The sequence below is a fragment of the Devosia sp. genome, assembly GCF_965229025.1.
GTDB lineage: Bacteria > Pseudomonadota > Alphaproteobacteria > Rhizobiales > Devosiaceae > Devosia_A.
The window spans coordinates 536527-558596 of record NZ_OZ245853.1 but is presented as its reverse complement, the minus strand read 5'-3'; the positions used below and the strand labels follow the sequence as shown (position 1 = coordinate 558596).

The following is a 22070-nucleotide window of genomic DNA, read 5'->3' as shown; positions in this document are numbered from 1 at the left end:
TACTCCCCGCGCACCGTTGTAGGAACGGCAGCGCGGGAAGTATTCGTCGCCGATCACGGAGTGTTTATTTAGCCGGCGCCATCGCGTCAGTCGCCATCGCATCATTGGCCATCGGAGTGGCCATCGCGTCGGGCGCCATCGCGTCTGTGGCCATCGCATCACCACCCATGGCCGCCGTGTGCGCTGTGTGGCAGACCTTGGTCGCGTCATCCTTCTTCATCGCATCGGCTTCCATCCCGGCCTTCTCAAGGCAGGCAGCCAGAATCTGGTCCGGCGTCATGGTCGCCATCGCGTCCGGAGCCATGGCATCAGGCGCCATCGCGTCGGTTGCCATCGCATCGGTCGCCACCGGCGTTGCCATTGCGTCTTCGGCAGAGGCCACACCGCCAAAGCTGATGGCAAGGGCGAACACGGGCAGCGCGAGCAGGGAAAGGGCGAGCTTCATTTTCAGTCTCCTGTTTGTGCCGCTCCAGTGCGGCCTCTGAGACGGAATTCGGCGGGTGCGCTCAAAAGGTTACCGTGATCACGGCAACGTTATCGGCGGACAAAATCGTCCGCACCGTGTAACTTCGCGCCGGCATCGACCGAATAGAGGATGAATGAGCGAACCATCAGACCTTGAAGCGCGGCTACGCGCCCTGATGCTCGCTTCGCTCGCCGGCGATGCGGCAGCCTATCGGACCTTGCTGTCCGAACTCTCCCAGCATCTGCGGCGTTACTATGCGCGGCGCCTCGACAGCGCCCTCGCCGCCAGCGGCGAAGATCTGGTGCAGGAGACTCTGATGGCCGTCCATACCCGACGCCTGACCTATGATCCCACCCAGCGGTTCACCGCCTGGGTGTTTGCCCTTGCGCGGTACAAGATGATCGACCTGTTCCGCCGCCAGCGCCTCCGCATAACAGTGCCGCTGGAAGACGACGCCGCGATCTTTGCCCGCGACGAAGCCGAAGACACCTCGGCCCGCATGGACCTCAAGACCGTGCTCGACACTATCCCCGAGCGCCCGCGCGAACTCATCCGGCAGGTAAAAATCGAAGGCGCCTCGATCGCCGAGGCCGCCGCCCGTGTCGGCATGACCGAAACCGCCGCCAAGGTCTCCATCCACCGCGGCCTAAAGGCCCTCGCGGCCCGATTCTCGGGAGGTGCGGACAATGACCGATGACCTGATCGCTGAGCTCTCCACCGATCTGCGCCCTGTGCCCGCCACCCGCCTGCGCTCGTGGCTGTTGTACGCCACAGCCGCCGGCGCCATACTGGCCTTCGTCGTCATGGTACTGTCGATCGGCCTCCGGTCAGATTATCCGGGCGCCTTCGCCGATCCGATCTTTTGGGCCAAGTTCCTTTATACGCTGGCCTTCCTGGGCTTTGGCCTCTGGTCGGCCGAGCGGCTCTCCCGCCCCGGCGGCAATATGCGCGCGCCCGTGCTCGGCGCCGTCGCCCTCGTCGCACTGACTGCTGTGGCCGGCATAGTCCAGCTCGTGACCGCCAGCCCAGAGCAGCTGTCGGGCCTCATCATCGGCCACACCGCCCTGGTATGCCCGTTCTATATCCTCGCGCTATCCGTGCCTCTGTTCGTCGCCATCACTCTGGTGATGCGGAGGCTGGCACCAACCAACCTGACCCTCGCCGGCTTTGCCTCGGGCCTCGCCGCCGGTGCAGCCAGTTGCTGGGTCTACGCCTTCCACTGCGGCGAAAACGGCCTGCCGTTCATCACCCTCTGGTACACGGCAGGCATCCTGGTCGTCGCACTGATCGGCGCAGCGATGGGCCGCTATCTCCTGCGCTGGTGAGTAGCTGAACAACTGAACGTCCCCTCACCCGCCCTTCGGGCACCCTCTCCCTCAAGGGGAGAGGGGAAACTGCGGCACGATCTCCCCTCTTTCTTCCCTCTCCCCTTGAGGGAGAGGGTGGCGCGCAGCGCCGGGTGAGGGGCAGTCACTAACCTTCACCCCTCCGCCCGCGCGGCCCAATTAATCCCGCGACGCAAGATCGTCGCCATCTGCGGCACGTCGAATTCCTTGACGCTGTGGCCCAGCGTCGAGTGGAACACCCGCCCTGCCCCATACTGCCGCTTCCACACGACCGGCATCACCACGCCCTTGGTCCAGGCCGCATGCTCGCCCGAGAACGTCGTCGTCGCCAGCACCTCAACCGAGGGGTCCATGTGCATGTAGTACTGCTCGGACGTGTAGGGGAACGACGGACCGATGCCGTGCATGATCGGGTCATCCGGCTTGGTCACGTCCACGGTGTAGTCGATGATATTGCCCGGATGCGCCACCCACTGGCCACCCACCATGAACTGGTAGTCGACCGCCTCGCGGAACGCATCGCTCATTCCGCCATGGTGGCCAGCGAGCCCAACGCCGCCCTCGATCGCTTTGACCAGGTTGGCCAGCGGCTCTTTCTCGATCTTGCTCATCGTGTAGATCGGAACGATCAGGCTCAGTTCATGGATCGCCGGGTCGGCGAGCACTGCAAGATCGGTTTCAACACGAACCGAGAACCCGTCTTCATGCAGCCAGCGCCGGTAGACCGCCGCGCATTCCTCGGGATCGTGCCCGTTCCAACCACCCCAGACGATCAGTGCACTGCGCATCAAAACTCTCCGCAAAAACCGGGCGGAGAGTACCCAATCAGGGAGTCGATGCCAGCAAAATATCTTTCATCGGGCTAACGCGTAGCGGCAAATGCCCATAGTTTGAGCACCACGAAGTTCACCCCGGACGTGAGCGCAATCACCATGAACGCGGCAAACCAGCTCTCCATTCCGAGCATCCGGTAGCAGACGAACGAAAACAGCGCCGTCAGCACCACGGCACCCGCCTGCACCGCCACATAGCGCGGCAGCGCCACGCCGTGCCGCGCCTGAGATCGGAACGAAAACCGCCGGTGCAGCAGGTAGACGGGCACGATCAGCGCCATGTAGCAAACCGCGTTCAGCGCCCATTCGGGCCCTGCTGGCACCAGAAGCATCAGCAGGGACGACAGCGCCACAAACGCCAGCACACCCGAGCCACCCACGGCGATAAACGCCAGCAAACCTTCGCTCAGCGGCTCCGGCCGGCTGTCGATCATCGTCCCGCGCATCAGGCTTTCAAGAGAGGCACTCATCCGTCATCTCCGCGGCTTGTCCCTCTGACTGCCGTGTTCGATCCGGATCGTTACCCCCCAACCCTTGCCAAACCCTCGCAGCCCAAGGGCTTCCATGTCCCATGGTTGCAAAACAATGAACTCGGCCTCCTTTGGAAAAAGGCCCCCCTCATCCGGCCCTTCGGGCCGTAGCCCGCAGGCGTAGCCTGACGGGCGTTCTTCGCTGCAAAGCTCCACTGGAGCTTTGCAAGAGCACTCTGAACTCTCCCCGACGGGGAGAAGTATTCCGAAGCGTCGGTGATCACCACTATTCCTCTCCCCGTCGGGGAGAGGGTGGATCGGCCGAAGGCCGAGACGGGTGAGGGGTCTTTGTGAGGGAGCCTTTCGACCCGAGGACCGACGCCCCTAAGCCGTCCGCTCAAACAGCACGATCGGACTGCCCTTATATTGCACCCGCTGCTGCTCCACGAACCCCAGCCGTCCCGCCACCCGCAGCGAGGGCAGATTGTCCGGGTTGATGATGCACGTCATGCGGTGCTTCGGAAACGCCGAGTCTGCCCAACCCATCGCGGCGGTCATCGCTTCGGTGGCGTAACCCCAACCCTGCCCGCTCGACATCAGTGCCCAGCCGGCCTCGAGCGTCCCCTCGATCGACGGGTCCATCGCGCGGCGCAGATCATGGAACCCCGCCTCGCCGATGAACAGTCCGGTAGACTTCTCCTCGATCGCGAAAAACCCAAAGCCCAGATGCTGCCAGACCCCGGCATGCCGCAGGAACCGCGACCAGCTGTCTTCGCGGGTGAACGGAGACCCACCAATGAACCGCACCACCTCGGGTTCGGTCCACATCTCAGCATAGCGGTCAAAATCCGCCGTCTTGTGCGCCCTCAGGATCAGGCGCTCGGTCTCAAGTACAGGGATCATGAAACTACCGCGGACGGGCCAGTTGACGCCAGATCAGCAGCACGATGATGGCGCCGACCAGGGCTCCGAAGAAACCGGCGTTCTCGCCGGACTGGTACCAGCCGATCTGCTGGCCAATCCAGGTCGCCAGCAGCGCGCCGACGATCCCCAGCACCGTCGTCAGGATAAAGCCGCGCGGCTTCGGGTCACCGGGCGTGATCAACTTGGCGATCACCCCAACAATAAACCCGATGACGATAGCCCCAAGAATGCCCATTGCCAGTCTCCGCCTAAATGCCCTCGCAAGATGGCCACGGCCATGGAAACTTGCAAGGGCACGAGTGACTTAGCGTGCCGCCAGTTCCCTGAGCTCGGCATCGGAAACCGTCGCGAGGTCCAGCACCTTTTGCAGGTTCGCCGCATGGCGGAACGACGGCTCGAGATTGTGTCCCGTCTTCACTGCGGTCGCAAAACGCTGGTAGTTGGTCTCGACCGGCTCCACCTCAAGTGTTTTCCACGTGGCCGTTTCGATGTCTTCACCGAGGCAAACCAGGAGTTCCGAGCCACTGTGCCGATGCCGCACTTCGACGGAGCCCTTGTCGCCATAGCAGCGCAGGCGCAACTCGTTGAGGTGCCCCGTCGCCCAGCGGCTCGCATGGATCACGCCCAGCGCCCCGTTGGTGAAATCCACCGCCATCGTGAAGCTGTCATTGGCGTCGAGCGTATATTCGCCGATCTTGTTGTCCGGCGCCTTGTCGAAGGTCTTGAGCCGCGCGAACACGTGGTCGATATCGAGCCCCGCCCCATACGAGGCAAAGTCGAGGATGTGGACGCCGATATCGCCCAAAACGCCATTCGAGCCATGGCTCTTCGACAGCCGCCACAGCCACTGGCTCTCGGTGCGCCAATCGCCCCAGGCCTTCGACACCAGCCAGCTCTGCAGATAGCTCGCCTCGACGTGCTTCACCGAGCCAATCTGGCCCGAGAGCACGATCTCGCGCGCCTTCTGCAACTGCGCCACATTGCGATAGGTGAGGTTCACCATGTTGATGAGCCCGGCCTTCTCGGCCACATCCACCATCTCGAAGGCCTTCGTCGCATCTGTCGCCAGCGGCTTTTCGCAGAAGACGTGCTTGCCCGCCTGCAGCGCCGCAATCGAGGTCTCGTGGTGAATGCGATCCGGCGTTACGTTGGCAATGGCATCGAACTCGCCCCAGGCAATCGCTTCCTGCAGCGAGGCAAAGCCGTTGGGAATACCATGCGTGGCGTTGAACTTTGCGAGCCGCGCCGGGTCGACGTCGACGCCGCCCACCAGCGTAACGCCCTCAATGGCGGCAAAGTGCTTGGCATGCTGCGCGGCCATGCCGCCAGTACCCAGAATAAGGAGACGCATCGTCAGATTTCCCTGTCAGTGGACGGGCGCTCGCCCGTCCGGATTCAAATCGTGTGTTCCTGGTGGTCGCGCCCCGCGACCAGCGCCAGATCGAGGAGGCGCTGCAGCCCTGCCGCGTGCCGGAACGACGGCTCTGCCGTCACCCCCGTCCGCACCGCTTCAGCAAAGCGCTGATAGTTGGTGTGCACTGGCTCGGCCTTGACCTCGCGCCAGGTTCCCGTCGGCACATCCTCGCCGACGCAAAGCCGCAACAATGTGCCCCAGTGCCCGTGGCTCAGCTCGAGCCCACCCTTGTCGCCATAGATCCGCAGCCGCTGGTCATTGGCGTAGCCCGAGGCCCAGCGCGACGAGTGGATCGTCCCGATCGCGCCATTGGCAAACTCGGCGCTGATGATGAAACTGTCATTGGCATCAAGCACATACTCGCCAATCCGGTCCCCCGGCACCTTCGCGAACGTCTGCAGCCGGCAATTCATCGACACAATGTCCTGCCCGGCGGCGAACGTCGTGAAATCGAGAATATGGATGCCGATATCGCCCAGCGTCCCGTTCGATCCGTGCCCGGTGGAAAGCCGCCACAGCCACGGCCCCGGATCGTTGAAATCGCGCAACGCCACCCAGTGCTGCAGGTACGACGCCTCGATATGCTTGACCGCGCCGATCGTCCCCGCAGCCACGATCTCCCGCGCCTTATGCAGTTCGGCGACGTTCCGGTAGGTCAGGTTCACCATATTGACGAGCCCGGCCCGCTCCGCCGCCTCGACCATCTCCATAGCCTTGTCGGCATTCGTCGCCAGCGGTTTTTCGCAGAACACGTGCTTGCCTGCCGCCAGCGCCAGCATCGTCGTCGGATGATGCACCGCGTCCGGCGTCACATTGTCCACCGCGTCGAAATCGCCCCACGCCAGCGCCGCCTCAAGCGTCACAAACCGGCGTTCAATGCCAAACGCGTTGCAGAACGCGTCGAGATTTTCAGCCGACGTATCGACCGCTCCAACCATCTCGACGCCCGCAATTGCGGCGAACGCCTTGGCGTGATTGTGAGCCATCCGGCCCGTTCCGAGGATCAAAAGGCGCATTCAGGATACCGGGAGATAGACGATTGAGGCCGGGCGCGATCTCGCCTGATCCTCCCCCGCCAAGCGGGGGAGGGGGACCAGCCGAGCTGGTGCAGAGGGCCGCAACACGCACCGGCAGTCATCTGGAACCCCTACCCTCAGATCACTTGGGGTGGTGGGTCAGCTTGGCGCCGCGCTCGACGATGTGTTCGATCGCCTTTTCCACCGGCGTATTCGGCGCCTTCAAGAGATGCGCATGGTTCTCTGGGTTGTACGCCCAGTTCACGGCATTGCGCAGCACCTGCCCCACGGTCTTGTCGTGATAGGTCGGGTACGTCTCATGCCCGGGACGGAAGTAGAAGATATTGCCCGCGCCGCGCCGATAGGTCAGCCCCGAGCGGAACACTTCGCCGCCCTGGAACCACGAGACGAACACCGTCTCAAGCGGCTCCGGCACCGAGAACGGCTCACCATACATCTCTTCGGTTTCGAGTTCGAAATAGGGCGGAAGCCCCTTGGCGATCGGGTGCCCCGGGTTCACCACCCAGATGCGCTCACGCTCCCCGGCTTCGCGCCAGTGAAGGTTCGCGGGCGTCCCCATCAGGCGCTTGAACACCTTCGAGTGGTGGCCCGAGTGGAGCACGATCAGCCCCATGCCTTCCCATACCCGCTGCACGACGCGCTCGACGATCTCGTCCTTCACCTCGCCATGCGCGGCGTGCCCCCACCACACCAGCACATCGGTCGCGGCCAACTTTTCGACCGTCAGCCCGTGCTCTGCGTCCTGCAGCGTCACAGTGGTCGGCACGAGGTTCTTGTCCTCACCGATCAGCGCGGCGATCTGCCCATGCATCCCCTTGGGATAGTTATCGGCCACGGCCTTGTTCTTCTGCTCGTGGACGTTCTCACCCCAGACGGTGACTCTGATGGACATGGCGGCCTCCTTGGCAATTGCACGATGCGGGACCGGCCTCGGCGGGTCCCGCGAAAATCTGCGCTGACTCATTCCCACGCACCCCTCGGAGGTCAAGCGCGAACGGTCAAACGGGTCTTATCTGTTCGTCGTATCAGGCGCGTGAAATCGGCTTTCCAGCATTGTCGAACCGATAGAGCTTGCCCGCCTGTGCGGATACCGAAACCTGCGCCCCGGTCTTGTGCGACGCCGTCCCATCGACCCGAACCACCAGCGGCTCGTTGGCCCCGATATCGACATACACAAACGTGTCTGAACCGAGGTTCTCCTCGTGAATGACCGCCCCAGTCCAGGTGCCGCCGCTCTCGACGAGGTTAAGGTGCTCCGGCCGCACGCCAACCGTATGCGCCCCAAGCGCGTCCGCGACCTTGCCGGTCATCAGGTTCATCTTCGGCGACCCAATGAACCCGGCGACAAACAGCGACTGCGGGTTCTCGTAGAGCTCCAGCGGCGTGCCCACCTGCTCGATCATCCCGTCACGCAGCACGCAGATCCGGTCCGCCAGCGTCATCGCCTCGACCTGGTCATGCGTCACATAGATCATCGTCACGTGTTCCATCGTGCGATGGAGGTTGGCGATTTCGATGCGCGTCTGCACGCGCAGCGCCGCGTCGAGGTTCGAGAGCGGCTCGTCGAACAGGAACACCTTGGGGTCGCGCACAATCGCCCGGCCAATCGCCACGCGCTGCCGCTGCCCGCCCGAGAGTTGCTTGGGCAGCCGGTCGAGATACTTGGTCAGCTGCAGCTTTTCCGCCGCCGCCGTTACCTTCTGCTTGATCTCGTCCTTGCTGGCGTTCTGGATTTTGAGCGCATAGGCCATGTTGTCGTAAACGTTCATATGCGGGTAGAGCGCATAGGATTGGAACACCATGGCGATCCCGCGCCGCGACGGTGCGCGTTCATTGACCACTTCGCCATCGATCGACAGCGTCCCCGCTGTGATGTTCTCGAGCCCGGCAATACACCTAAGCAGGGTGGACTTGCCGCACCCCGACGGGCCGACAAACACCATGAACTCGCCCGACTTGATGTCGAGGTTGATGTCCTTGAGGATCTCGACACTGCCGTAGCGCTTGAAGAGATGATTGATCTGAAGCTGTGACAAGGTATGTCCTCCCCTACTTGACCGAGCCGGCCAACAGACCCCGGACGAAGTAGCGCTGCAGTGCGAAGAACACGATCAGCGGTACGACGATGGAGATGAAAGCCCCTGCCGTCAGCAATTCCCAATTATCGCCCTGCGTGCCGAGCAGGTTGACCAACCTGCCCGTCAGCACGACCTTGTCGTCCTGTGCCCCGAGGAACACCAGCGCCACCAGGAGGTCATTCCAGATCCACAGGAACTGGAAGATCGCAAACGAGGCGAGCGCCGGAAAGCTCAGCGGCAACACCATGCCGGTGAAAATCTTGAAGTGCGACGCGCCATCGATGCGCGCCGATTCCATGATTTCGCGCGGCAGCCCGCTCATGTAGTTGCGCAAGAGGTAGATCGCGAGTGGCAGGCCGAACGCCGTATGCGCCAGCCACACCCCCACATAGCCCTTGCTGTCCGTGCCGAAGATATTGGCAAAGCCATTATACATCCGCAGCAGCGGGATCAGCGACATCTGCAGCGGCACGACCAGCAGCCCGACCACCACCGCGACGATCAGCCCACGGCCCGGAAAACTCATCCAAGACAAGGCATAGGCCGCGAATGCAGCAATCAGGATCGGCACCACAGTCGACGGAATAGCCACCGTGATCGAGTTGATGAACGACTGCGAAATCCCCTGCGCCGACAGCACCGCCACGTAGTTGTCGAGCGTGAACCGCGGCGGACTGCCACCTGAGAAATAGATGCGCGGGGCGCCCGTATGAGTGAACTCGGTCGGCGACGACCAGACATAGTCGCCATTGGCCTGGATGGTGATCTCACCGCCATCCCGCATTTTGGCGGTCCCGCCGGCGGGCGTGCCGCCAAGATCGGCATTGGTGATGCCGAATGACTTGACCGACTGGCCCTTGCCATCCGCGCCGAGGATGTTGCCCTTGATGACGTAGAGATCGCCTTCCTTGACCTGGTCCTTGGCCGTCCCGACGCGCACCGCGTTCTGCCGTGTCGAATCGGTCAGCGCTGTCCACCAGCCGGAAACCGCCAGCTGGTCCTTGTCGCGCACCGAGCTGACCAGCAGGCCCACGGTCGGAAACGTCCATAGCGCAACAAAAAACAGCAGTGCCAGATGGGCGGCGAGCTTGCCGAAATTGATCTTCACCGGCGGCTTGCGCACTATTCCGGCGTCAGTTGCCATCGTGCTCATCAGCGTGTCCCCTGCTCGGCATTGGCCCGGCGGATGTTCCAGACCATGATCGGAACAACGGCCAGCATGATGATCACCGCAATGGTCGAGCCGCGCCCATAGTCACCGGAAATGAACATCCAGCGATACATGAGGTTGGCCAGCACCTGCGTCTGAAACTCGCCATTGGTCATGGCGTAAACGATATCGAACACCTTCAGCACCGTGATCGTGATCGTCGTCCACACCACCACCAGCGTTCCCCAGATCTGCGGGATCATGATGTCGAAAAAGATCCGGAAGTCATTGGCGCCATCGATGCGAGCCGCTTCCAGCGTCTCTTCGGGAATGCCGCGCAGCGCCGCCGAAAGGATCACCATCGCGAACCCGGTCTGGATCCAGATCAGGATGATCATCAGGAGCACCGAGTTCAGCACTGGTATGGTGATCCATGCCTGCGGCGGAAACCCCATGCCGGTGACCATGGCGTTCAACACGCCGATCTGCTCGATGCCGGGACCACGATAGGTGTAGACGAACTTCCAGATCACCGACGCGCCGACAAACGAGATCGCCATCGGCATGAAGATCAGCGACTTGGCGATATTGCCCCACCACAGCCGGTCCGCGAGCACCGCGATCACCAGCCCGATGGCCGTCGCAAAGAACGGCACCACGATCAGCCAGCCGAGGTTGTTCAGCGCCGACTGCCAGAAGATATTGTCCGTCAGGGCCCAGGCATAATTGTCGAACCCGATGAAGTTCTGGCCGAACTTGTCGTAAAACGACAGCCGCAGCGTCTCGAAGACCGGGTAGATCAGGTAAAGCGTGAGGAACAGCAGGGCCGGCGCCACGAACAGCCAGGGCCGGATCTGCGAGCGGCGTTTGTCGCGGCTCGTCACCTCTTCGCTGCTCAGCTTGCCATCCGGCGAGAGCAGCCTGTCGAGAAGCCAGTTGGTGCCCCAGAAATAGGCCACGCAGGCTGTCAGTGCGATCAGCACGGCAATAACCGCGCCCAGAATTTGCTGAAGCATTCCGCCCTCCCCCCGGCGTCACCCGCCCGTCACCCGCCGGATTTCCGCCGCCAGCGGTCTAGAAACCGGACGTTGCCGGTCGGAAACTTGGACTCGGCACCCCAGGGGCGCCAAGTCCGAATGCGTGCACTATGCCTTAAGGCTTAGAGCTTGTCCCACGCGGCCTGGATCTGGTCCGCAACTTCCTGAGCGGACTTGCCGTTCACGAAATCGACCATGCCAGTCCAGAACGCGCCGGCACCGATCGGGCCGGGCATCAGGTCCGAGCCGTCGAAGCGGAACGTGGTGGCGTTCAGCAGGATCTGGCCCAGGTCCTTGTTGGCCTGGCTGTTGTAGACTTCGGTGTTCACGTTCTTGTTGGCCGAAAGGAAGCTGCCATTGGGCTGGGCCATCCAGATTTCGTGCGCGATCGGGGTCTTCAGGAAGTCGATGAACGCGCGTGCAGCCGGGGTGTCCTTGGTGATGGCGGCGAGGTTACCCGAGCCGAGAACCGGCTTGCCGAGATCCTTGCTGGCATAAGCAGGGAAGTAGAAGAAGTTGTAGTCCTGACCGGCAACCGAACCTTCAGGGAAGAAGGACGGAATGAACGAAGCCTGGCGGTGCAGGTAGCACTGGGGCGGCACAGTGAAGAGGCCCTTCGGGCTGTCACCGAACGAGGTCGTCGCAATGGCCTTCACACCACCGGCAACGTTCGCGTCCACCTTGGCAATGGCGCCAAACGCATCGATCGCGGCAACGATACGCGGATCGTTGAACTTGATCGTGTTCTTCACCCAGCCGTCATAGACGTCGGGGGTCTGGGTGCGCAGCAGGATGTCTTCGATCCAGTCGGTTGCGGCCCAGCCGGTGGCACCACCGGATTCAAGACCGATACACCACGGCGTGCCGCCGTCTGCCTTGATCTTTTCCTGCAGCGCCATCAGGTCTTCAAAGGTCTCGGGGACCTTGTAGCCCTTTTCGGCGAAGTTGTCGGGCGAGTACCAGACCAGCGACTTCACTTCCTGCTTGTAGGGGAAAGCGTACTGGTGAACGGCGCCGTCCTTGCCTTCATACTGGCCCAGCGCTGCCCACGAAGAGCCGGCGCTGTAGTTGTCGGTGAGCCACTTGGTGGTGTCTTCGCCGAGGTCGGCGAGCGCGCCCTGCTTGGCAAAGTCACCAAGGAGGCCCGGCTGCGGCAGGATCGTGATATTGGCCGGGCTGCCGGCAGCAATATCGATACGGGCCTGCTCTTCGTAGTTCTTGGACGAGCCGTTCTGGACTTCGATGCCGGTTGCGTCGGTGAAGTAAGCCAGCACGGCTTCCCACTGCGCCTTGTCGCCGGGCTCGGCCCATGCGTCCCAGATCGACAGCTTCTGGCCTTCAAGCCCAGTATGAGCCGCCTTGAATTCGTCGAGCGACTTCCAGGTGAACGCACCCTCACCCTTGGGGAACATCAGGTCCGCAGCCTGGGCCGAGATGGCACCAAGCGACGCGGCGGCCAGAAGACCCGCGAGCATGTGTTTGAATTTCATAGATTTTTCCTCCCAAAGGATAGGTTGATTGGGAGCGCACGCAAACCGGATCGACGCCAAGTAGCGCGACAACCAGATGAGCGATCCTCCCAAAAGCTACCTTGGATGAGGGACATTTGGGTCCCAAACCTCCACGCATCCAAAGCGCTTTGAACTATAGCGTAGCCAGTCGGAGGAAACTCTGTCAAGCCAGATTCAATGAAATCGATTACATGCCCCTGCCGAACGAGCCCCTCGGTGTCTTCACAGTAGATTTCACCACTGCATCCAGTAAATTCGGCTTCCATCCCCCTGCCTTACGTGCCTCTTGCAACCGGCTTCCAAATCGCTTTGAATGGCGGCTCGAGGAGGATAGTGCCCGCACGGTCGTTTGGTCCGCCAGCGAGCGACGCAGCAAATGCGCGCTCGCCGAGGCTGGACACGACACGCTTGCAGGGCATGGTTTATGTCATGAAACTGAAGGACTTGGCTGCAGAACTAGGGCTGTCGCAAACCACCGTGAGTCGGGCCCTGAACGGCTATCCGGAGGTCAACGAGAGCACACGCCAGCGCGTCAACGAGGCAGCGCAGCGCTTTGGCTACAGCGCCAACGCCAGCGCCCGCCGGCTTGCCACTGGCCGGTCCGGAGCCATCGGGGTCGCCCTCCCCCTGCAGCGTTCGTTACATTTCGGCCCGCATGTATCTGAATTTCTTTCAGGAATTAGTGAACGGCTAGCCCAGAAAGAGATCGATTTGCTTGTCGCGCCCATCGATAGCGACGATGAAATGCCAGTATTCAGGCGCCTGGCTGAAAGTAGACGTGTCGATGCTGTCATCATCTCTGCACCCACGCCGCACGATCCGCGCATCAAGGCGCTCTCGGAGCTTGGCCTGCCGTTCATCCTCCACGGCCGCTGCGAAATCGCCGTCCCCCATGCCTGGCTCGATATCGACAATGAAGGTGCCTTCCAGCGCGCCACCAGTCACCTCATCGATCTTGGACATCGGCACATTGGACTGATCAACGGTCCTGAAGACCAGACCTTTGCCATCCACAGGCTGCGCGGCTACCGCAATGCATTGCTCTCACGCGGCCTGACTTACGATCCGCAATTGGTCGGCGGCGGGCGGTTCACCGACGAAAACGGCTTCCGCCTCGCTCAGGCCTTTTTCGAACGCCGCCCCCGCCCCACCGCTTTCCTCGCCGGCTCGATGATGACGGCGCTGGGTGTCTTTCGCGCCATCCGCCTCGCCGGTCTGACCCTCGGCAAGGACGTCTCGATGATCGCCCACGACGACGTCTTCCCCTACCTCAACGCCGACAACATGGTCCCGTCCATGTCCACCACCCGCTCCTCCATCCGCGCCGCCGGCCTCCGCATTGCCGACCTGCTGCTGCAAATGATCGAAGGCAAGCCGCCCGAGACCATCAACGAGCTTTGGCCGGTAGAGCTGGTGCTTCGAGAGTCCACAGGCCCTGCCCCCCGCTAGTGCAGTGATCGGAATTTGCACTCCCTCCCACTTGCGGGGAGGGTAGCGCAGCTAGGGCCGCGAGACCCTAGCGAAGCTGGGGTGGGGGGTGCGAAGCCCCAATCAGGCAAGTCGCGAACCGTCTCTTACCCCACCGGCGTCAGGTGATTATCAAACCCAAAATCAAACGCCCGCTCCACCGCCATCGACCCGGCAAACCCCATCAAGGCGCCCTTGCCGCTCGACACCACGAGACCAGCCCGGTCAGCAGCAACGCCGCAAACACTGGCCAGCGACATCTCACTCACCACCTCGGCGCGGGCCGCGTCGATGGCAAGAATCGTGCTCCCCTCCGGCGACGACACCCCAACAATCCCGCCATCCGCCGAAGCGGCGACCGAGCCCACATAGTTGCGGAGACTCCCCAGCACCGTTTCCGGCAGCTCGATCAACCTGATGCTCCCATCGCGCGTCGCATAGCCAACCAGTTGCGGACGGCCATCTGCCTCGCCGCGAAACTGGCACCCGAACCACACCCGCCCCAGCGCGTCGAACGCCATGTGCCGGATCGAGAGCTGGTGCAACCCCGCCTCGAGCCGCAACTGCCCGATCAGCGAACCGCTCTTGCGATCAATGAACACCACCGACGGGTCCATCGTGTCGATGTTGAGCTCCGCCCTGCCAAAGTCCGGATGCGTCTCGATCCCGCCATTGGCGACGACGAAAGTCTCACCATCAGGCGTCAGCAGCATCTCGTGCGGGCCAATCCCATGGGTGTCGAACTCGCCGATCCGCACATACCCACCAGCCACGTCATAGATCCCGATCACGCCCCGCGCGTTCTCGAAATCGTTCTCCGTCGCGTAGAGCAGCTTCCCATCCGGCGAGAATGCGCCATGCCCGAAGAAATGCCGCCCCTCGATGCTGGTGATGGTCCGCGGCGCCATCTCACCCTTGGGGTCGAACACCACTGCAAACGTTCCCGGCTGGCGCGCGAACACCACGCCCTGCCCCGTCACCGGCGAGAAGCTGAGATCGTGTCCCCGGTCCGGCAAAGTCACTGACTTGATCAGCGTCCCTGCCTCATCCACCAGCGCCGCCGCGAAACCGCCCCCCGCCATCTGGATCGATGACGCAAAGACCAAGTCCGCCCGCTCCAGCGCCTCAGCCGCCCTCGGCACCAGCGACGCCGCAAACCCTGCCCCAGCCGCCTTGAGGAACGCCCGGCGCTGCCACATCGTCAGTCTCCGTCCAGCGACGAGAACCCCACCGACAACCCGAGCGCCGCCGGCAGTTCCTCGCCAAGGAGCTTCCCCAGCGTCTGGCTCGAGGCCACAATCTCGCCAATCGCCAGTTTCTGCTTTGGGTCCGCCAACGCCGCCTCCACCGGATCGACAACGCCCGCTGCACTGGCCTTGATACCCGCAAACGCCGCCATCGCCTCCTCCCCAATCCGAAAGTCTTCCGTCGGCGTGTAAGCCCCCACCTCCGATTTCTCGAACAGTGTCTCCAGCCCCTCGAAATTCGCGACGATCGCCGGCAGCGTCATCCCCGACCGCCAGAACAGCGCCGATTTCGGCTTCGCTGCCTCACCCTCACGTCCCAGGAACGGCAAGATCCGCTGGTCCCGGATCGTCTCGATCCCATGCGCCAGCAGCCCCACCAGCGCCTGCTTGACCTCGTCTTCGCTTCTGAACTCGGCGTCCGTAGCCTCCGGACTGATCAGCCGCGCCGAAATCCCATCCGCATCATCCCACTCCGCCTTCATCTCTGCCGCGGTGCCTTTCAGCAGTGTCGATATCGCCAGCGCGTAGTTGCAGCGGAAATCCGATTCAATCGTCGCCAGCCGGTCCGAGCCGGTGCCGAACAGCACAAACTCAAGCGCCCCCAGCCCCTGTACCGCGACGCTCTTGGCCTTCAGCGTTTCCGCATCGAACGCGTCCCAGTCCGGCCCTGCGAGGATCGCCTGCACCTGCTTTAACGCAATGCCCTTGCGGTCCGGCCAGAACAGGATCTTCTCGCTGCGATTGGCCTCGGTCAGCGGCCCGATCTGATAAAGCTCGATCCGCGACCACGACAGCACCACGGCCTTGAACTGCGCCCGTATCGCCTCAAGCCCCGCCTCATCGATGCCGCATCGCGTCGCCACCACGTCCTGCAGCGCCGCCGTCTCGTCGGCATAGGCGGCAAACCCCGGCCGGATCGCCGCCTCAACCGCCTGCGTCACCACCGCCCGCCCTGTCGGATGCAACGGCAAGGCCAGCGCCGGGCCGCACATCACAACCAGCGCTGCTGCCAACCAAAACCGCATCACAGTGACCCCAGAAACGCCAGCAGGTCGTCGCGCGTCGCCTTCGGCATCTGGGCAAACCGGTCGCGCGCCGCCTGCGCCTCACCGCCGTGCCACAGGATCGCCTCGGTCAGGTTCCGCGCCCGTCCGTCATGCAGAAACTGCGTGTGCCCCGAAACTGTCTCGGTCAACCCGATTCCCCACAGCGGCGCCGTCCGCCACTCATACCCATCCGCATCGCCTTCAGGCCGATTATCGGCCAGCCCCTCGCCCATGTCATGCAGCAACAGGTCGGTATAGGGCCAGATCAGCTGGAACTGCAGCGCCTTGGTCACACCGCTGCGCGACGTCACAAATTTCGGCGTATGGCACGCCGTGCACTGCGCCTCGTAGAACGCCTGCTTGCCGCGCAGCACCTGCGGATCATCGACATTCCGCCGCTGCGGCACGCCCAAATTCTGCGAGTAGAACGTCACCAGCTCCAGCACCGGGTCCGGCGCCTCCGAATCCCCCAGCCGCGCCTGCACCCCGGTCGGCGCCGCCATGCAGTCTACCTCCGCCGCCGTGCAATCCCCGTGCGGCGTCATCTCGAGCGGCGTCGAAATCCCGATATCGCCGGCAAACGCCCCGGCCGATTGCGCCTTAATCGTCGCCTGCCCCGCCTTCCACCCGAACCGGCCCAGCGCCACCGCCCCCGTCTCCGGATCGCGCACCATGTTCGGCTTGCCCGAAATCCCGTCCCCATCGGCATCGTCGATGTCGACATGCGCGAGGATATCCTCCGTCGGCACCTGCTCGAGCAGCCCCAGCCCGATCATCTGTGGCGCCACACGCGGGCTCAGCATCACATCCTCGGCCATCGGCCCGTAGGCGAGGCCCGCAACTGAATAAGTCGGCTCACGCAGCGTCACCACCGTGCCATCGCCCAGCGTCACCGGCAGATCGGCATAGCTGATCACCATCTGCCCCTCGCCCTTCAGCCCCGGAACGCCGAAATCCTGCAATTGCCCGCCATAGGTCGGCTCCGGGATCACCGTCTGCGCCTTGCTCGCCAGCAGCGCCTTCTCTGCCTCGGTCTTTGCCGGCACCGAGAGCCTGAGGAACATCGACACCCCGCTATCGAGCCCGCTGCCCGATGGCGTATGCCCGCGACCATCCTTGAGGTGACAGTTCTGGCAGCCCCGCGCATTAAACAGCGGGCCCAGCCCGTCCGACGCCTCGGTCGAGGCCGGCGATGACACCCAAAGCTTCCTGAACAGCGCATTGCCGAGCTTGAACGTCTCTTCCTGCTCAAAGCTCAGGTTGGCCGACGAAAACGAGAAGCTGTCCTGGTTGACCCGCTTCTTGACCGTCGCGCCGCCGCCCTGCGACTGCTCGAAATTCTCGGCATGGTCAAACTGCGTCGTCGGTGCCGTCACCGCGCGAACGCGCGCCAGATCCTTGGCATCCAGATCAGTTCGGGCCCCGCCTTCGTTTCCGATGGCGAGACCCGACAGAAGAATTATGGCGAGGATTGCAGTCAAGCGCATGTGCATGTCAGCACTCTCAGGCACGCCCGGCCATGCCGGGGATAAAAGACGGCGTCGCAGATTCTCACAACCCGCGACTGAAGAATATCTTTGGAAAACACCAGACTACTGGAACACGGCATCCGGGTTGGTCAGGCTGTCCGACTGTTCAATGGTCACTGCCCCATCGAGCTGCAGCAGTGCAACGGCCCGCTCCACGCCCCGCGTCTGTGCAATTAGCGCGTCGATTGCGGCCTGCACTACGGCGTTGCCCTCGGTATTCCCCTCGGCGATCATCTGGTCATACTTTTCCACCGTATCGCCGCGGGTTTTCATGATTTCCATTTTGGCGACGGTGTCGGCCAGGAGCGCCCTGATCTCGGCATCGAGCGAGGCATCCTTGGCAGCAACGATCTCCGAAATCGACGGTCCCTCGACCACCGATCCATCAACTCGCACATACTTGCCCAGGTAAACGTTCTGGATCCCGATCGCGTCATTCAGATGCGAGATATAGGTGTTGTCCGAAAAGCAGTCATGCTCCTCCTCGGGGTCATGCAGCAAGAGGCCAAGCTTCATCCGCTCCCCGGCCAACTCGCCAAACGACAGCGAACCCATGCCGGTAAAGATAGTCGGCAATCCGCTTTCCGCCAGCGCCGCGCGAGCCGGCCCGCCCTCCTGCCAGTCGGTCACCATCTCCGCGAGGTCACTCACCAGGAGGTCCGTCGCCGCATCGAGATACTGCCCCCGGCGGTCAGCGTGCTCGGCAGTGGAATAGTCGGTGAACGAACGCTCGCCGGCGCCCGGTCCGGTGCCGTGCAGGTCCTGCCCCCAGAGCAGGAACTCAATCGCGTGGTAACCTGTCGCCACGTTGCTCTCGATCCCACCAGCCTCCTGCAGCGAGTCCCGCAGGAACGCCGGGGTGATCTGGGAGGCGTCGACTTCCGCCCCATCAATCACGATCTTTGAATTGGCGATCACATTGGCCGTGTAGAGCCCGTTCTCGTCGCTCTCGGTGCCGTAGGATGCCGCATCCACATAGTCGATCAGCCCCTCATCCAGGGGCCAGGCGTTCACCTTGCCTTCCCAGGCATCGACAATCGCGTTGCCAAAGCGGAAGGCCTCGGTCTGCTGATACGAGGGACGCGCCGCTTTCCACGCGGCCCGCGCCGCCTCCAGCGTCGCTTCGCTCGGCGTCGCGATCAGCGCGTCGGTTGCCACGTCCAGCGCCTTGGCGGTCGCCAGCGCATCCTCGTAACCGGCCAGCGCGATGTCCGCGTAAGTCTTCAGCACGGCGTCCGCCGTCGGCTCGGCAGCCAGCGCGGCCGTGCTCATCATCAGGCCCATACTCATCGGCAGAGCGGTCGTGAGAAATTTCGACATCGGAAACAGGTCTCCAAAAGGCGCAAAACATGGTGGCGGTGGAGGCCGAGTATCAAAGTGGATTGAGCAGATCAAGAAATATCGCCGTAGCTTGGAACCGCTCTAAACTGTTGGTCCTGCTCTCTTCATCACCGCCGATTGCGCGCATCTCGACTCCGCCCGCCAAAACGGGCACTGTCACAATTGTCACAATTGACGCGTGGGGGGATCCGCATCACGGCCGTGTAGTTGCCACCGGATATCCGGGGGGCCGGCATTTTGGGGCTTTTGCGGGCGCAAACGCGTCTGTCATGCAGCTGTCATATGCCGCAACTAGTTCAAGCGCGGCTTTCTCGGCTCCTCCCGAGTCACGACAACAAGCCAAAATTCCAGGGAGACGCAAAATGAATCTCAAGAACGCGTTTGCCGCCTCGGTTTCGGTCACTGCCCTTCTGGCATCGACCTTTGCCGCTTCGGCGCAAACCGACCTGACGGCGCTGTTCGATGCCGCCAAGGCCGAAGGCCAGCTGACCGTTATCGCCCTTCCGCACGACTGGTGCGGCTATGGCGCCGTGATCGATGGCTTCAAGGCCAAGTATCCGGGCATCACCGTCAACGAACTGAACCCCGATGCGGGCTCGGGCGACGAAATCGAAGCCATCAAGGCCAACAAGGGCAACACCGGCCCGCAGGCTCCCGACGTCATCGACGTTGGTCTCAGCTTCGGCCCGTCCTCCAAGGCCGATGGCCTGATCCAGCCGTACAAGGTCTCGACCTGGGACTCGATCCCGGATTCGGCCAAGGACGCTGAAGGCTACTGGTATGGCGACTATTACGGCGTGCTCTCGTTCATCGTGAACAAGGACCTCGTCGCGACTTCGCCCGCCACCTGGGCCGATCTGCAGAAGCCCGAATATGCCAACCAGTTCGCACTGGCCGGTGATCCGCGCGCTGCCAACCAGGCCATTTCTGCCGTCCATGCTGCTGGTCTGTCGACCGGTGCCAAGGCCGGTGCCGATGCCGGCGCTGCTGGCCTCAAGTTCTTCGCCGACCTCAACAAGGCTGGTAACTTCGTGCCCGTGATCGGCAAGGCCGCTCCGCTGGCGCAGGGCACCACCCCGATCGTCGCCGCCTGGGACTACAACGCTCTCGCCTGGAAAGACGGCTTTGCCGGCAATCCGAACGCTGAAGTCGTTGTCCCGAGCGACGCCGTCGTAGCTGGCGTCTACATCCAGGCCATCTCGGCCTTCGCTCCGCATCCCAATGCGGCCAAGCTCTGGATGGAATATCTCTACTCCGACGAAGGTCAGATCGGCTGGCTGGCTGGCTATTGCCACCCGATCCGCTTCAACGACCTCGCTGCCAAGAACGCCATCCCGGCCGATCTCCTCGCCAAGCTGCCTGACCCGGCGCTCTACGCGAAGGCCGTGTTCCCCACGCTCGATGAGCAGGCTGCCGCCAAGGAAGCCATCACCACGCAGTGGGACGCCGTCGTTGGGGCCAATGTCCAGTAATTCGGACACCCTTTCTGCAAAATCCGCTACCCCGGCTTCGGCTGGGGTAGCGCCCTCACGTCCCGGCTTTCTCGCCGGCTTCCGCTGGGGAGATTATCTCGGTGTGGCGCCGTTCCTGCTCTTCGCCGCACTATTCCTGATCGCCCCTACACTCTATCTCGTGGTCGGCGCCTTCCTCGACCGCAACGGCGCGTTCACGTTCCAGAACATCCTCGATCTCGGCACCCCGCAGATCGCCAGTTCTTTCTGGATTTCGATCCGCATCTCAGCCGCCTCAGCGCTGCTCGGCTCCTTCTTCGGCCTGCTCATTGCCCTCGCCGTCATCCGTGGCAAGCTGCCCTCGGCCATCCGCTCGACCGTGATGACTTTTTCAGGCGTCGCATCCCAATTCGCGGGCATCCCGCTTGCCTTCGCTTTCCTTTCGGCCCTCGGGCGCCTCGGTCTTGTGACCGTCATCCTGAAGTTCCTGGGCTTTGACCTTTACAAGTCCGGCTTCAACCTCCTCAGCTTCTGGGGCCTCACCCTCACCTACTGCTACTTCCAGATCCCGCTGATGATCCTGATCATCGCCCCCGCCATCGACGGGCTGAAAAAAGAATGGAACGAGGCGGCTGCAACGCTAGGTGCGACGCCCTTCCAGTTCTGGCGTTATGTCGGCCTGCCGGTACTCTGGCCCAATCTTCTCGGCACGGTCTCTCTGCTGTTCGCCAATGCCTTCGGCGCCATCGCCACCGCCTATGCACTGACCGGCTCGTCGCTCAACATCGTCCCCATCCTGCTGTTCGCGCAGATCCGCGGTGACGTGCTGAACAACCCCGGCCTTGGCGCCGCCCTTGCCCTCGGCATGATCGTCATCACCGCCGTCGCCAATGTCGTCTACCTCGTCATCCGCAGCCGCGCGGAACGGTGGCTCAAATGAAAAAGAACAATCTCTGGGCCTGGATCATCTTCGTCCTCGGCGCCGCCTACTTCCTCATACCGCTGCTCGCGACGGTGCAGTTCTCGCTCTCCATCCGCCGCGGCACGCTGAGCCTCGACGCCTATACCAACGTCATCCAGACTCCGGCTTTCCAGAACACTTTCAGCTACTCGCTCATCGTCGGTGTCGCGACAATCGTGGTTGGACTTCTGATCGTCGTGCCCGCTGCGTATTTCGTGCGCCTCCGGGCGCCGCACCTGCGCCCGATCATCGAGTTCGTCACGCTGCTGCCGCTGGTCATCCCGCCGATCATTCTCGTGTTCGGCTATATCCGGATGTACAATTCCAGCTCCTGGCTGCCGCTCACGAATACCGATGTCGGCACCAATACTCTGCTGACCCTCGCCTACGTGGCGCTCGCCCTGCCCTATATGTACCGCGCCGTCGATACGGGGCTCCGCACTATCGACGTGCAGACGCTCACCGAGGCCGCCAACATCCTCGGCGCCAACACCGTCACCATCCTGCTGAAGGTGATTTTCCCCAACATCCTCGTCGCCGTGCTGTCGGGCGCGTTCCTCACCCTCGCCATCGTCGTCGGCGAGTTCACCATCGCCAGCCTCCTCAACCGTCCTGCCTTTGGTGTCTACATGCAGAACGTTGGCGCCAACCGCGCCTATGAGCCGGCCGCGCTGGCGGTGATTTCCTTCGTCATTACCTGGGGCGCGATGGGCATGATCCAGCTGCTCGCCCGCTTCGCCCCCCGCACTGTCTCACGCTAGG

Annotated in this window: 22 protein-coding genes; 6 read left to right on the top strand and 16 right to left on the bottom strand. The window is 62.8% G+C overall.

Annotated elements, in window-relative coordinates; all coding sequences use genetic code 11:
• Window positions 1-64 precede the first annotated feature (64 nt).
• Window positions 65-445 carry a pentapeptide MXKDX repeat protein gene (locus tag ACO06J_RS02675; protein WP_421759152.1) on the bottom strand — a complete coding sequence of 127 codons (381 nt, stop codon included), beginning with the start codon at window positions 443-445 and terminating at the stop codon, window positions 65-67.
• Window positions 446-599: 154 nt separating this feature from the next.
• Here ACO06J_RS02675 and ACO06J_RS02670 point away from each other — a divergent pair, with 154 nt between their 5' ends.
• Window positions 600-1163, top strand: coding sequence for a sigma-70 family RNA polymerase sigma factor (locus tag ACO06J_RS02670; RefSeq protein WP_421759151.1), 564 nt, complete (start codon window positions 600-602; stop codon window positions 1161-1163).
• Entirely contained in the window at window positions 1153-1791 is a 639-nt protein-coding gene (locus ACO06J_RS02665) for an NrsF family protein (protein WP_421759150.1), read from the top strand. Before ACO06J_RS02670 ends, ACO06J_RS02665 begins: the two co-directional genes overlap by 11 nt.
• Before the next feature lie 155 nt (window positions 1792-1946).
• On the opposite strand, the gene ACO06J_RS02660 is transcribed toward ACO06J_RS02665, so the two are convergent.
• The 11 genes from ACO06J_RS02660 to ACO06J_RS02610 all read right to left on the bottom strand — a co-directional run bounded on the left by ACO06J_RS02660 (window position 1947) and on the right by ACO06J_RS02610 (window position 12245).
• Window positions 1947-2600: a ThuA domain-containing protein gene (locus ACO06J_RS02660; protein ID WP_421759149.1), complete on the bottom strand. Its 654-nt coding sequence runs from the start codon at window positions 2598-2600 to the stop codon at window positions 1947-1949.
• A gap of 74 nt (window positions 2601-2674) precedes the next feature.
• Entirely contained in the window at window positions 2675-3115 is a 441-nt protein-coding gene (locus tag ACO06J_RS02655) for a GtrA family protein (RefSeq protein WP_421759148.1), read from the bottom strand.
• A gap of 384 nt (window positions 3116-3499) precedes the next feature.
• Window positions 3500-4018 (bottom strand): GNAT family N-acetyltransferase, encoded by a 519-nt coding sequence (locus tag ACO06J_RS02650; RefSeq protein ID WP_421759147.1) that lies wholly within the window; start codon window positions 4016-4018, stop codon window positions 3500-3502.
• Between the two features lie 4 nt (window positions 4019-4022).
• Complete coding sequence (locus ACO06J_RS02645; RefSeq protein WP_421759146.1) at window positions 4023-4274, bottom strand: GlsB/YeaQ/YmgE family stress response membrane protein; 252 nt, start codon at window positions 4272-4274, stop codon at window positions 4023-4025.
• A 69-nt stretch (window positions 4275-4343) separates the two neighbouring features.
• Window positions 4344-5390, bottom strand: coding sequence for a Gfo/Idh/MocA family protein (locus tag ACO06J_RS02640; protein WP_421759145.1), 1047 nt, complete (start codon window positions 5388-5390; stop codon window positions 4344-4346).
• Between the two features lie 44 nt (window positions 5391-5434).
• Window positions 5435-6469: a Gfo/Idh/MocA family protein gene (locus ACO06J_RS02635; protein WP_421759144.1), complete on the bottom strand. Its 1035-nt coding sequence runs from the start codon at window positions 6467-6469 to the stop codon at window positions 5435-5437.
• Between the two features lie 142 nt (window positions 6470-6611).
• Window positions 6612-7382 (bottom strand): ThuA domain-containing protein, encoded by a 771-nt coding sequence (locus tag ACO06J_RS02630; RefSeq protein ID WP_421759143.1) that lies wholly within the window; start codon window positions 7380-7382, stop codon window positions 6612-6614.
• A gap of 133 nt (window positions 7383-7515) precedes the next feature.
• Window positions 7516-8526: an ABC transporter ATP-binding protein gene (locus ACO06J_RS02625; protein ID WP_421759142.1), complete on the bottom strand. Its 1011-nt coding sequence runs from the start codon at window positions 8524-8526 to the stop codon at window positions 7516-7518.
• Window positions 8527-8539: 13 nt separating this feature from the next.
• Window positions 8540-9712, bottom strand: a complete 1173-nt coding sequence (locus ACO06J_RS02620; protein ID WP_421762435.1) for a carbohydrate ABC transporter permease — start codon at window positions 9710-9712, stop codon at window positions 8540-8542.
• 8 nt (window positions 9713-9720) lie between these two features.
• Window positions 9721-10734 carry a carbohydrate ABC transporter permease gene (locus tag ACO06J_RS02615; RefSeq protein WP_421759141.1) on the bottom strand — a complete coding sequence of 338 codons (1014 nt, stop codon included), beginning with the start codon at window positions 10732-10734 and terminating at the stop codon, window positions 9721-9723.
• A gap of 143 nt (window positions 10735-10877) precedes the next feature.
• Window positions 10878-12245, bottom strand: a complete 1368-nt coding sequence (locus tag ACO06J_RS02610) for an ABC transporter substrate-binding protein (protein ID WP_421759140.1) — start codon at window positions 12243-12245, stop codon at window positions 10878-10880.
• A gap of 450 nt (window positions 12246-12695) precedes the next feature.
• On the opposite strand from ACO06J_RS02610, the gene ACO06J_RS02605 reads away from it, so the two are divergent.
• On the top strand, window positions 12696-13715 hold the full coding sequence (locus ACO06J_RS02605) for a substrate-binding domain-containing protein (RefSeq protein WP_421759139.1): 1020 nt from the start codon (window positions 12696-12698) through the stop codon (window positions 13713-13715).
• A gap of 125 nt (window positions 13716-13840) precedes the next feature.
• Here ACO06J_RS02605 and ACO06J_RS02600 read toward each other — a convergent pair whose 3' ends face one another.
• The 4 genes from ACO06J_RS02600 to ACO06J_RS02585 form a co-directional block, all read right to left on the bottom strand.
• Entirely contained in the window at window positions 13841-14932 is a 1092-nt protein-coding gene (locus ACO06J_RS02600; RefSeq protein WP_421759138.1) for a DUF1513 domain-containing protein, read from the bottom strand.
• A 2-nt stretch (window positions 14933-14934) separates the two neighbouring features.
• A complete protein-coding gene (locus ACO06J_RS02595) occupies window positions 14935-16005 on the bottom strand; it encodes an imelysin family protein (protein ID WP_421759137.1) in 1071 nt (356 codons plus the stop codon).
• A complete protein-coding gene (locus ACO06J_RS02590) occupies window positions 16005-17519 on the bottom strand; it encodes a di-heme oxidoredictase family protein (protein ID WP_421759136.1) in 1515 nt (504 codons plus the stop codon). The genes ACO06J_RS02595 and ACO06J_RS02590 overlap by 1 nt, the downstream gene beginning before the upstream one ends.
• Window positions 17520-17618: 99 nt before the next feature.
• The gene (locus ACO06J_RS02585) at window positions 17619-18875 is read right to left on the bottom strand and encodes an imelysin family protein (RefSeq protein ID WP_421759135.1); all 1257 of its coding nucleotides are present in this window, start codon (window positions 18873-18875) and stop codon (window positions 17619-17621) included.
• Between the two features lie 383 nt (window positions 18876-19258).
• Here ACO06J_RS02585 and ACO06J_RS02580 point away from each other — a divergent pair, with 383 nt between their 5' ends.
• Genes ACO06J_RS02580 through ACO06J_RS02570 form a run of 3 tightly spaced genes read left to right on the top strand, consistent with a single transcriptional unit; the run spans window position 19259 to window position 22069 of the window.
• Window positions 19259-20368 (top strand): ABC transporter substrate-binding protein, encoded by a 1110-nt coding sequence (locus ACO06J_RS02580; RefSeq protein ID WP_421759134.1) that lies wholly within the window; start codon window positions 19259-19261, stop codon window positions 20366-20368.
• Window positions 20358-21287, top strand: a complete 930-nt coding sequence (locus tag ACO06J_RS02575; protein ID WP_421759133.1) for an ABC transporter permease — start codon at window positions 20358-20360, stop codon at window positions 21285-21287. The genes ACO06J_RS02580 and ACO06J_RS02575 overlap by 11 nt, the downstream gene beginning before the upstream one ends.
• The gene (locus ACO06J_RS02570; RefSeq protein ID WP_421759132.1) at window positions 21284-22069 is read left to right on the top strand and encodes an ABC transporter permease; all 786 of its coding nucleotides are present in this window, start codon (window positions 21284-21286) and stop codon (window positions 22067-22069) included. Before ACO06J_RS02575 ends, ACO06J_RS02570 begins: the two co-directional genes overlap by 4 nt.
• Window position 22070: the final 1 nt, after the last annotated feature.

Bases quoted from the DNA above. Each gene is read 5' to 3' on its own strand.
- ACO06J_RS02595 (WP_421759137.1), bottom strand. From the start codon at position 16,005: ATGCGGTTTTGGTTGGCAGCAGCGCTGGTTGTGATGTGCGGCCCGGCG.
- ACO06J_RS02585 (WP_421759135.1), bottom strand. From the start codon at position 18,875: ATGTCGAAATTTCTCACGACCGCTCTGCCGATGAGTATGGGCCTGATG.
- ACO06J_RS02610 (WP_421759140.1), bottom strand. From the start codon at position 12,245: ATGAAATTCAAACACATGCTCGCGGGTCTTCTGGCCGCCGCGTCGCTT.
- ACO06J_RS02620 (WP_421762435.1), bottom strand. From the start codon at position 9,712: ATGGCAACTGACGCCGGAATAGTGCGCAAGCCGCCGGTGAAGATCAAT.
- ACO06J_RS02580 (WP_421759134.1), top strand. From the start codon at position 19,259: ATGAATCTCAAGAACGCGTTTGCCGCCTCGGTTTCGGTCACTGCCCTT.
- ACO06J_RS02575 (WP_421759133.1), top strand. From the start codon at position 20,358: ATGTCCAGTAATTCGGACACCCTTTCTGCAAAATCCGCTACCCCGGCT.
- ACO06J_RS02670 (WP_421759151.1), top strand. From the start codon at position 600: ATGAGCGAACCATCAGACCTTGAAGCGCGGCTACGCGCCCTGATGCTC.
- ACO06J_RS02605 (WP_421759139.1), top strand. From the start codon at position 12,696: ATGAAACTGAAGGACTTGGCTGCAGAACTAGGGCTGTCGCAAACCACC.
- ACO06J_RS02665 (WP_421759150.1), top strand. From the start codon at position 1,153: ATGACCGATGACCTGATCGCTGAGCTCTCCACCGATCTGCGCCCTGTG.
- ACO06J_RS02650 (WP_421759147.1), bottom strand. From the start codon at position 4,018: ATGATCCCTGTACTTGAGACCGAGCGCCTGATCCTGAGGGCGCACAAG.
- ACO06J_RS02655 (WP_421759148.1), bottom strand. From the start codon at position 3,115: ATGAGTGCCTCTCTTGAAAGCCTGATGCGCGGGACGATGATCGACAGC.
- ACO06J_RS02590 (WP_421759136.1), bottom strand. From the start codon at position 17,519: ATGCACATGCGCTTGACTGCAATCCTCGCCATAATTCTTCTGTCGGGT.
- ACO06J_RS02630 (WP_421759143.1), bottom strand. From the start codon at position 7,382: ATGTCCATCAGAGTCACCGTCTGGGGTGAGAACGTCCACGAGCAGAAG.
- ACO06J_RS02570 (WP_421759132.1), top strand. From the start codon at position 21,284: ATGAAAAAGAACAATCTCTGGGCCTGGATCATCTTCGTCCTCGGCGCC.
- ACO06J_RS02615 (WP_421759141.1), bottom strand. From the start codon at position 10,734: ATGCTTCAGCAAATTCTGGGCGCGGTTATTGCCGTGCTGATCGCACTG.
- ACO06J_RS02675 (WP_421759152.1), bottom strand. From the start codon at position 445: ATGAAGCTCGCCCTTTCCCTGCTCGCGCTGCCCGTGTTCGCCCTTGCC.
- ACO06J_RS02645 (WP_421759146.1), bottom strand. From the start codon at position 4,274: ATGGGCATTCTTGGGGCTATCGTCATCGGGTTTATTGTTGGGGTGATC.
- ACO06J_RS02640 (WP_421759145.1), bottom strand. From the start codon at position 5,390: ATGCGTCTCCTTATTCTGGGTACTGGCGGCATGGCCGCGCAGCATGCC.
- ACO06J_RS02635 (WP_421759144.1), bottom strand. From the start codon at position 6,469: ATGCGCCTTTTGATCCTCGGAACGGGCCGGATGGCTCACAATCACGCC.
- ACO06J_RS02660 (WP_421759149.1), bottom strand. From the start codon at position 2,600: ATGCGCAGTGCACTGATCGTCTGGGGTGGTTGGAACGGGCACGATCCC.
- ACO06J_RS02600 (WP_421759138.1), bottom strand. From the start codon at position 14,932: ATGTGGCAGCGCCGGGCGTTCCTCAAGGCGGCTGGGGCAGGGTTTGCG.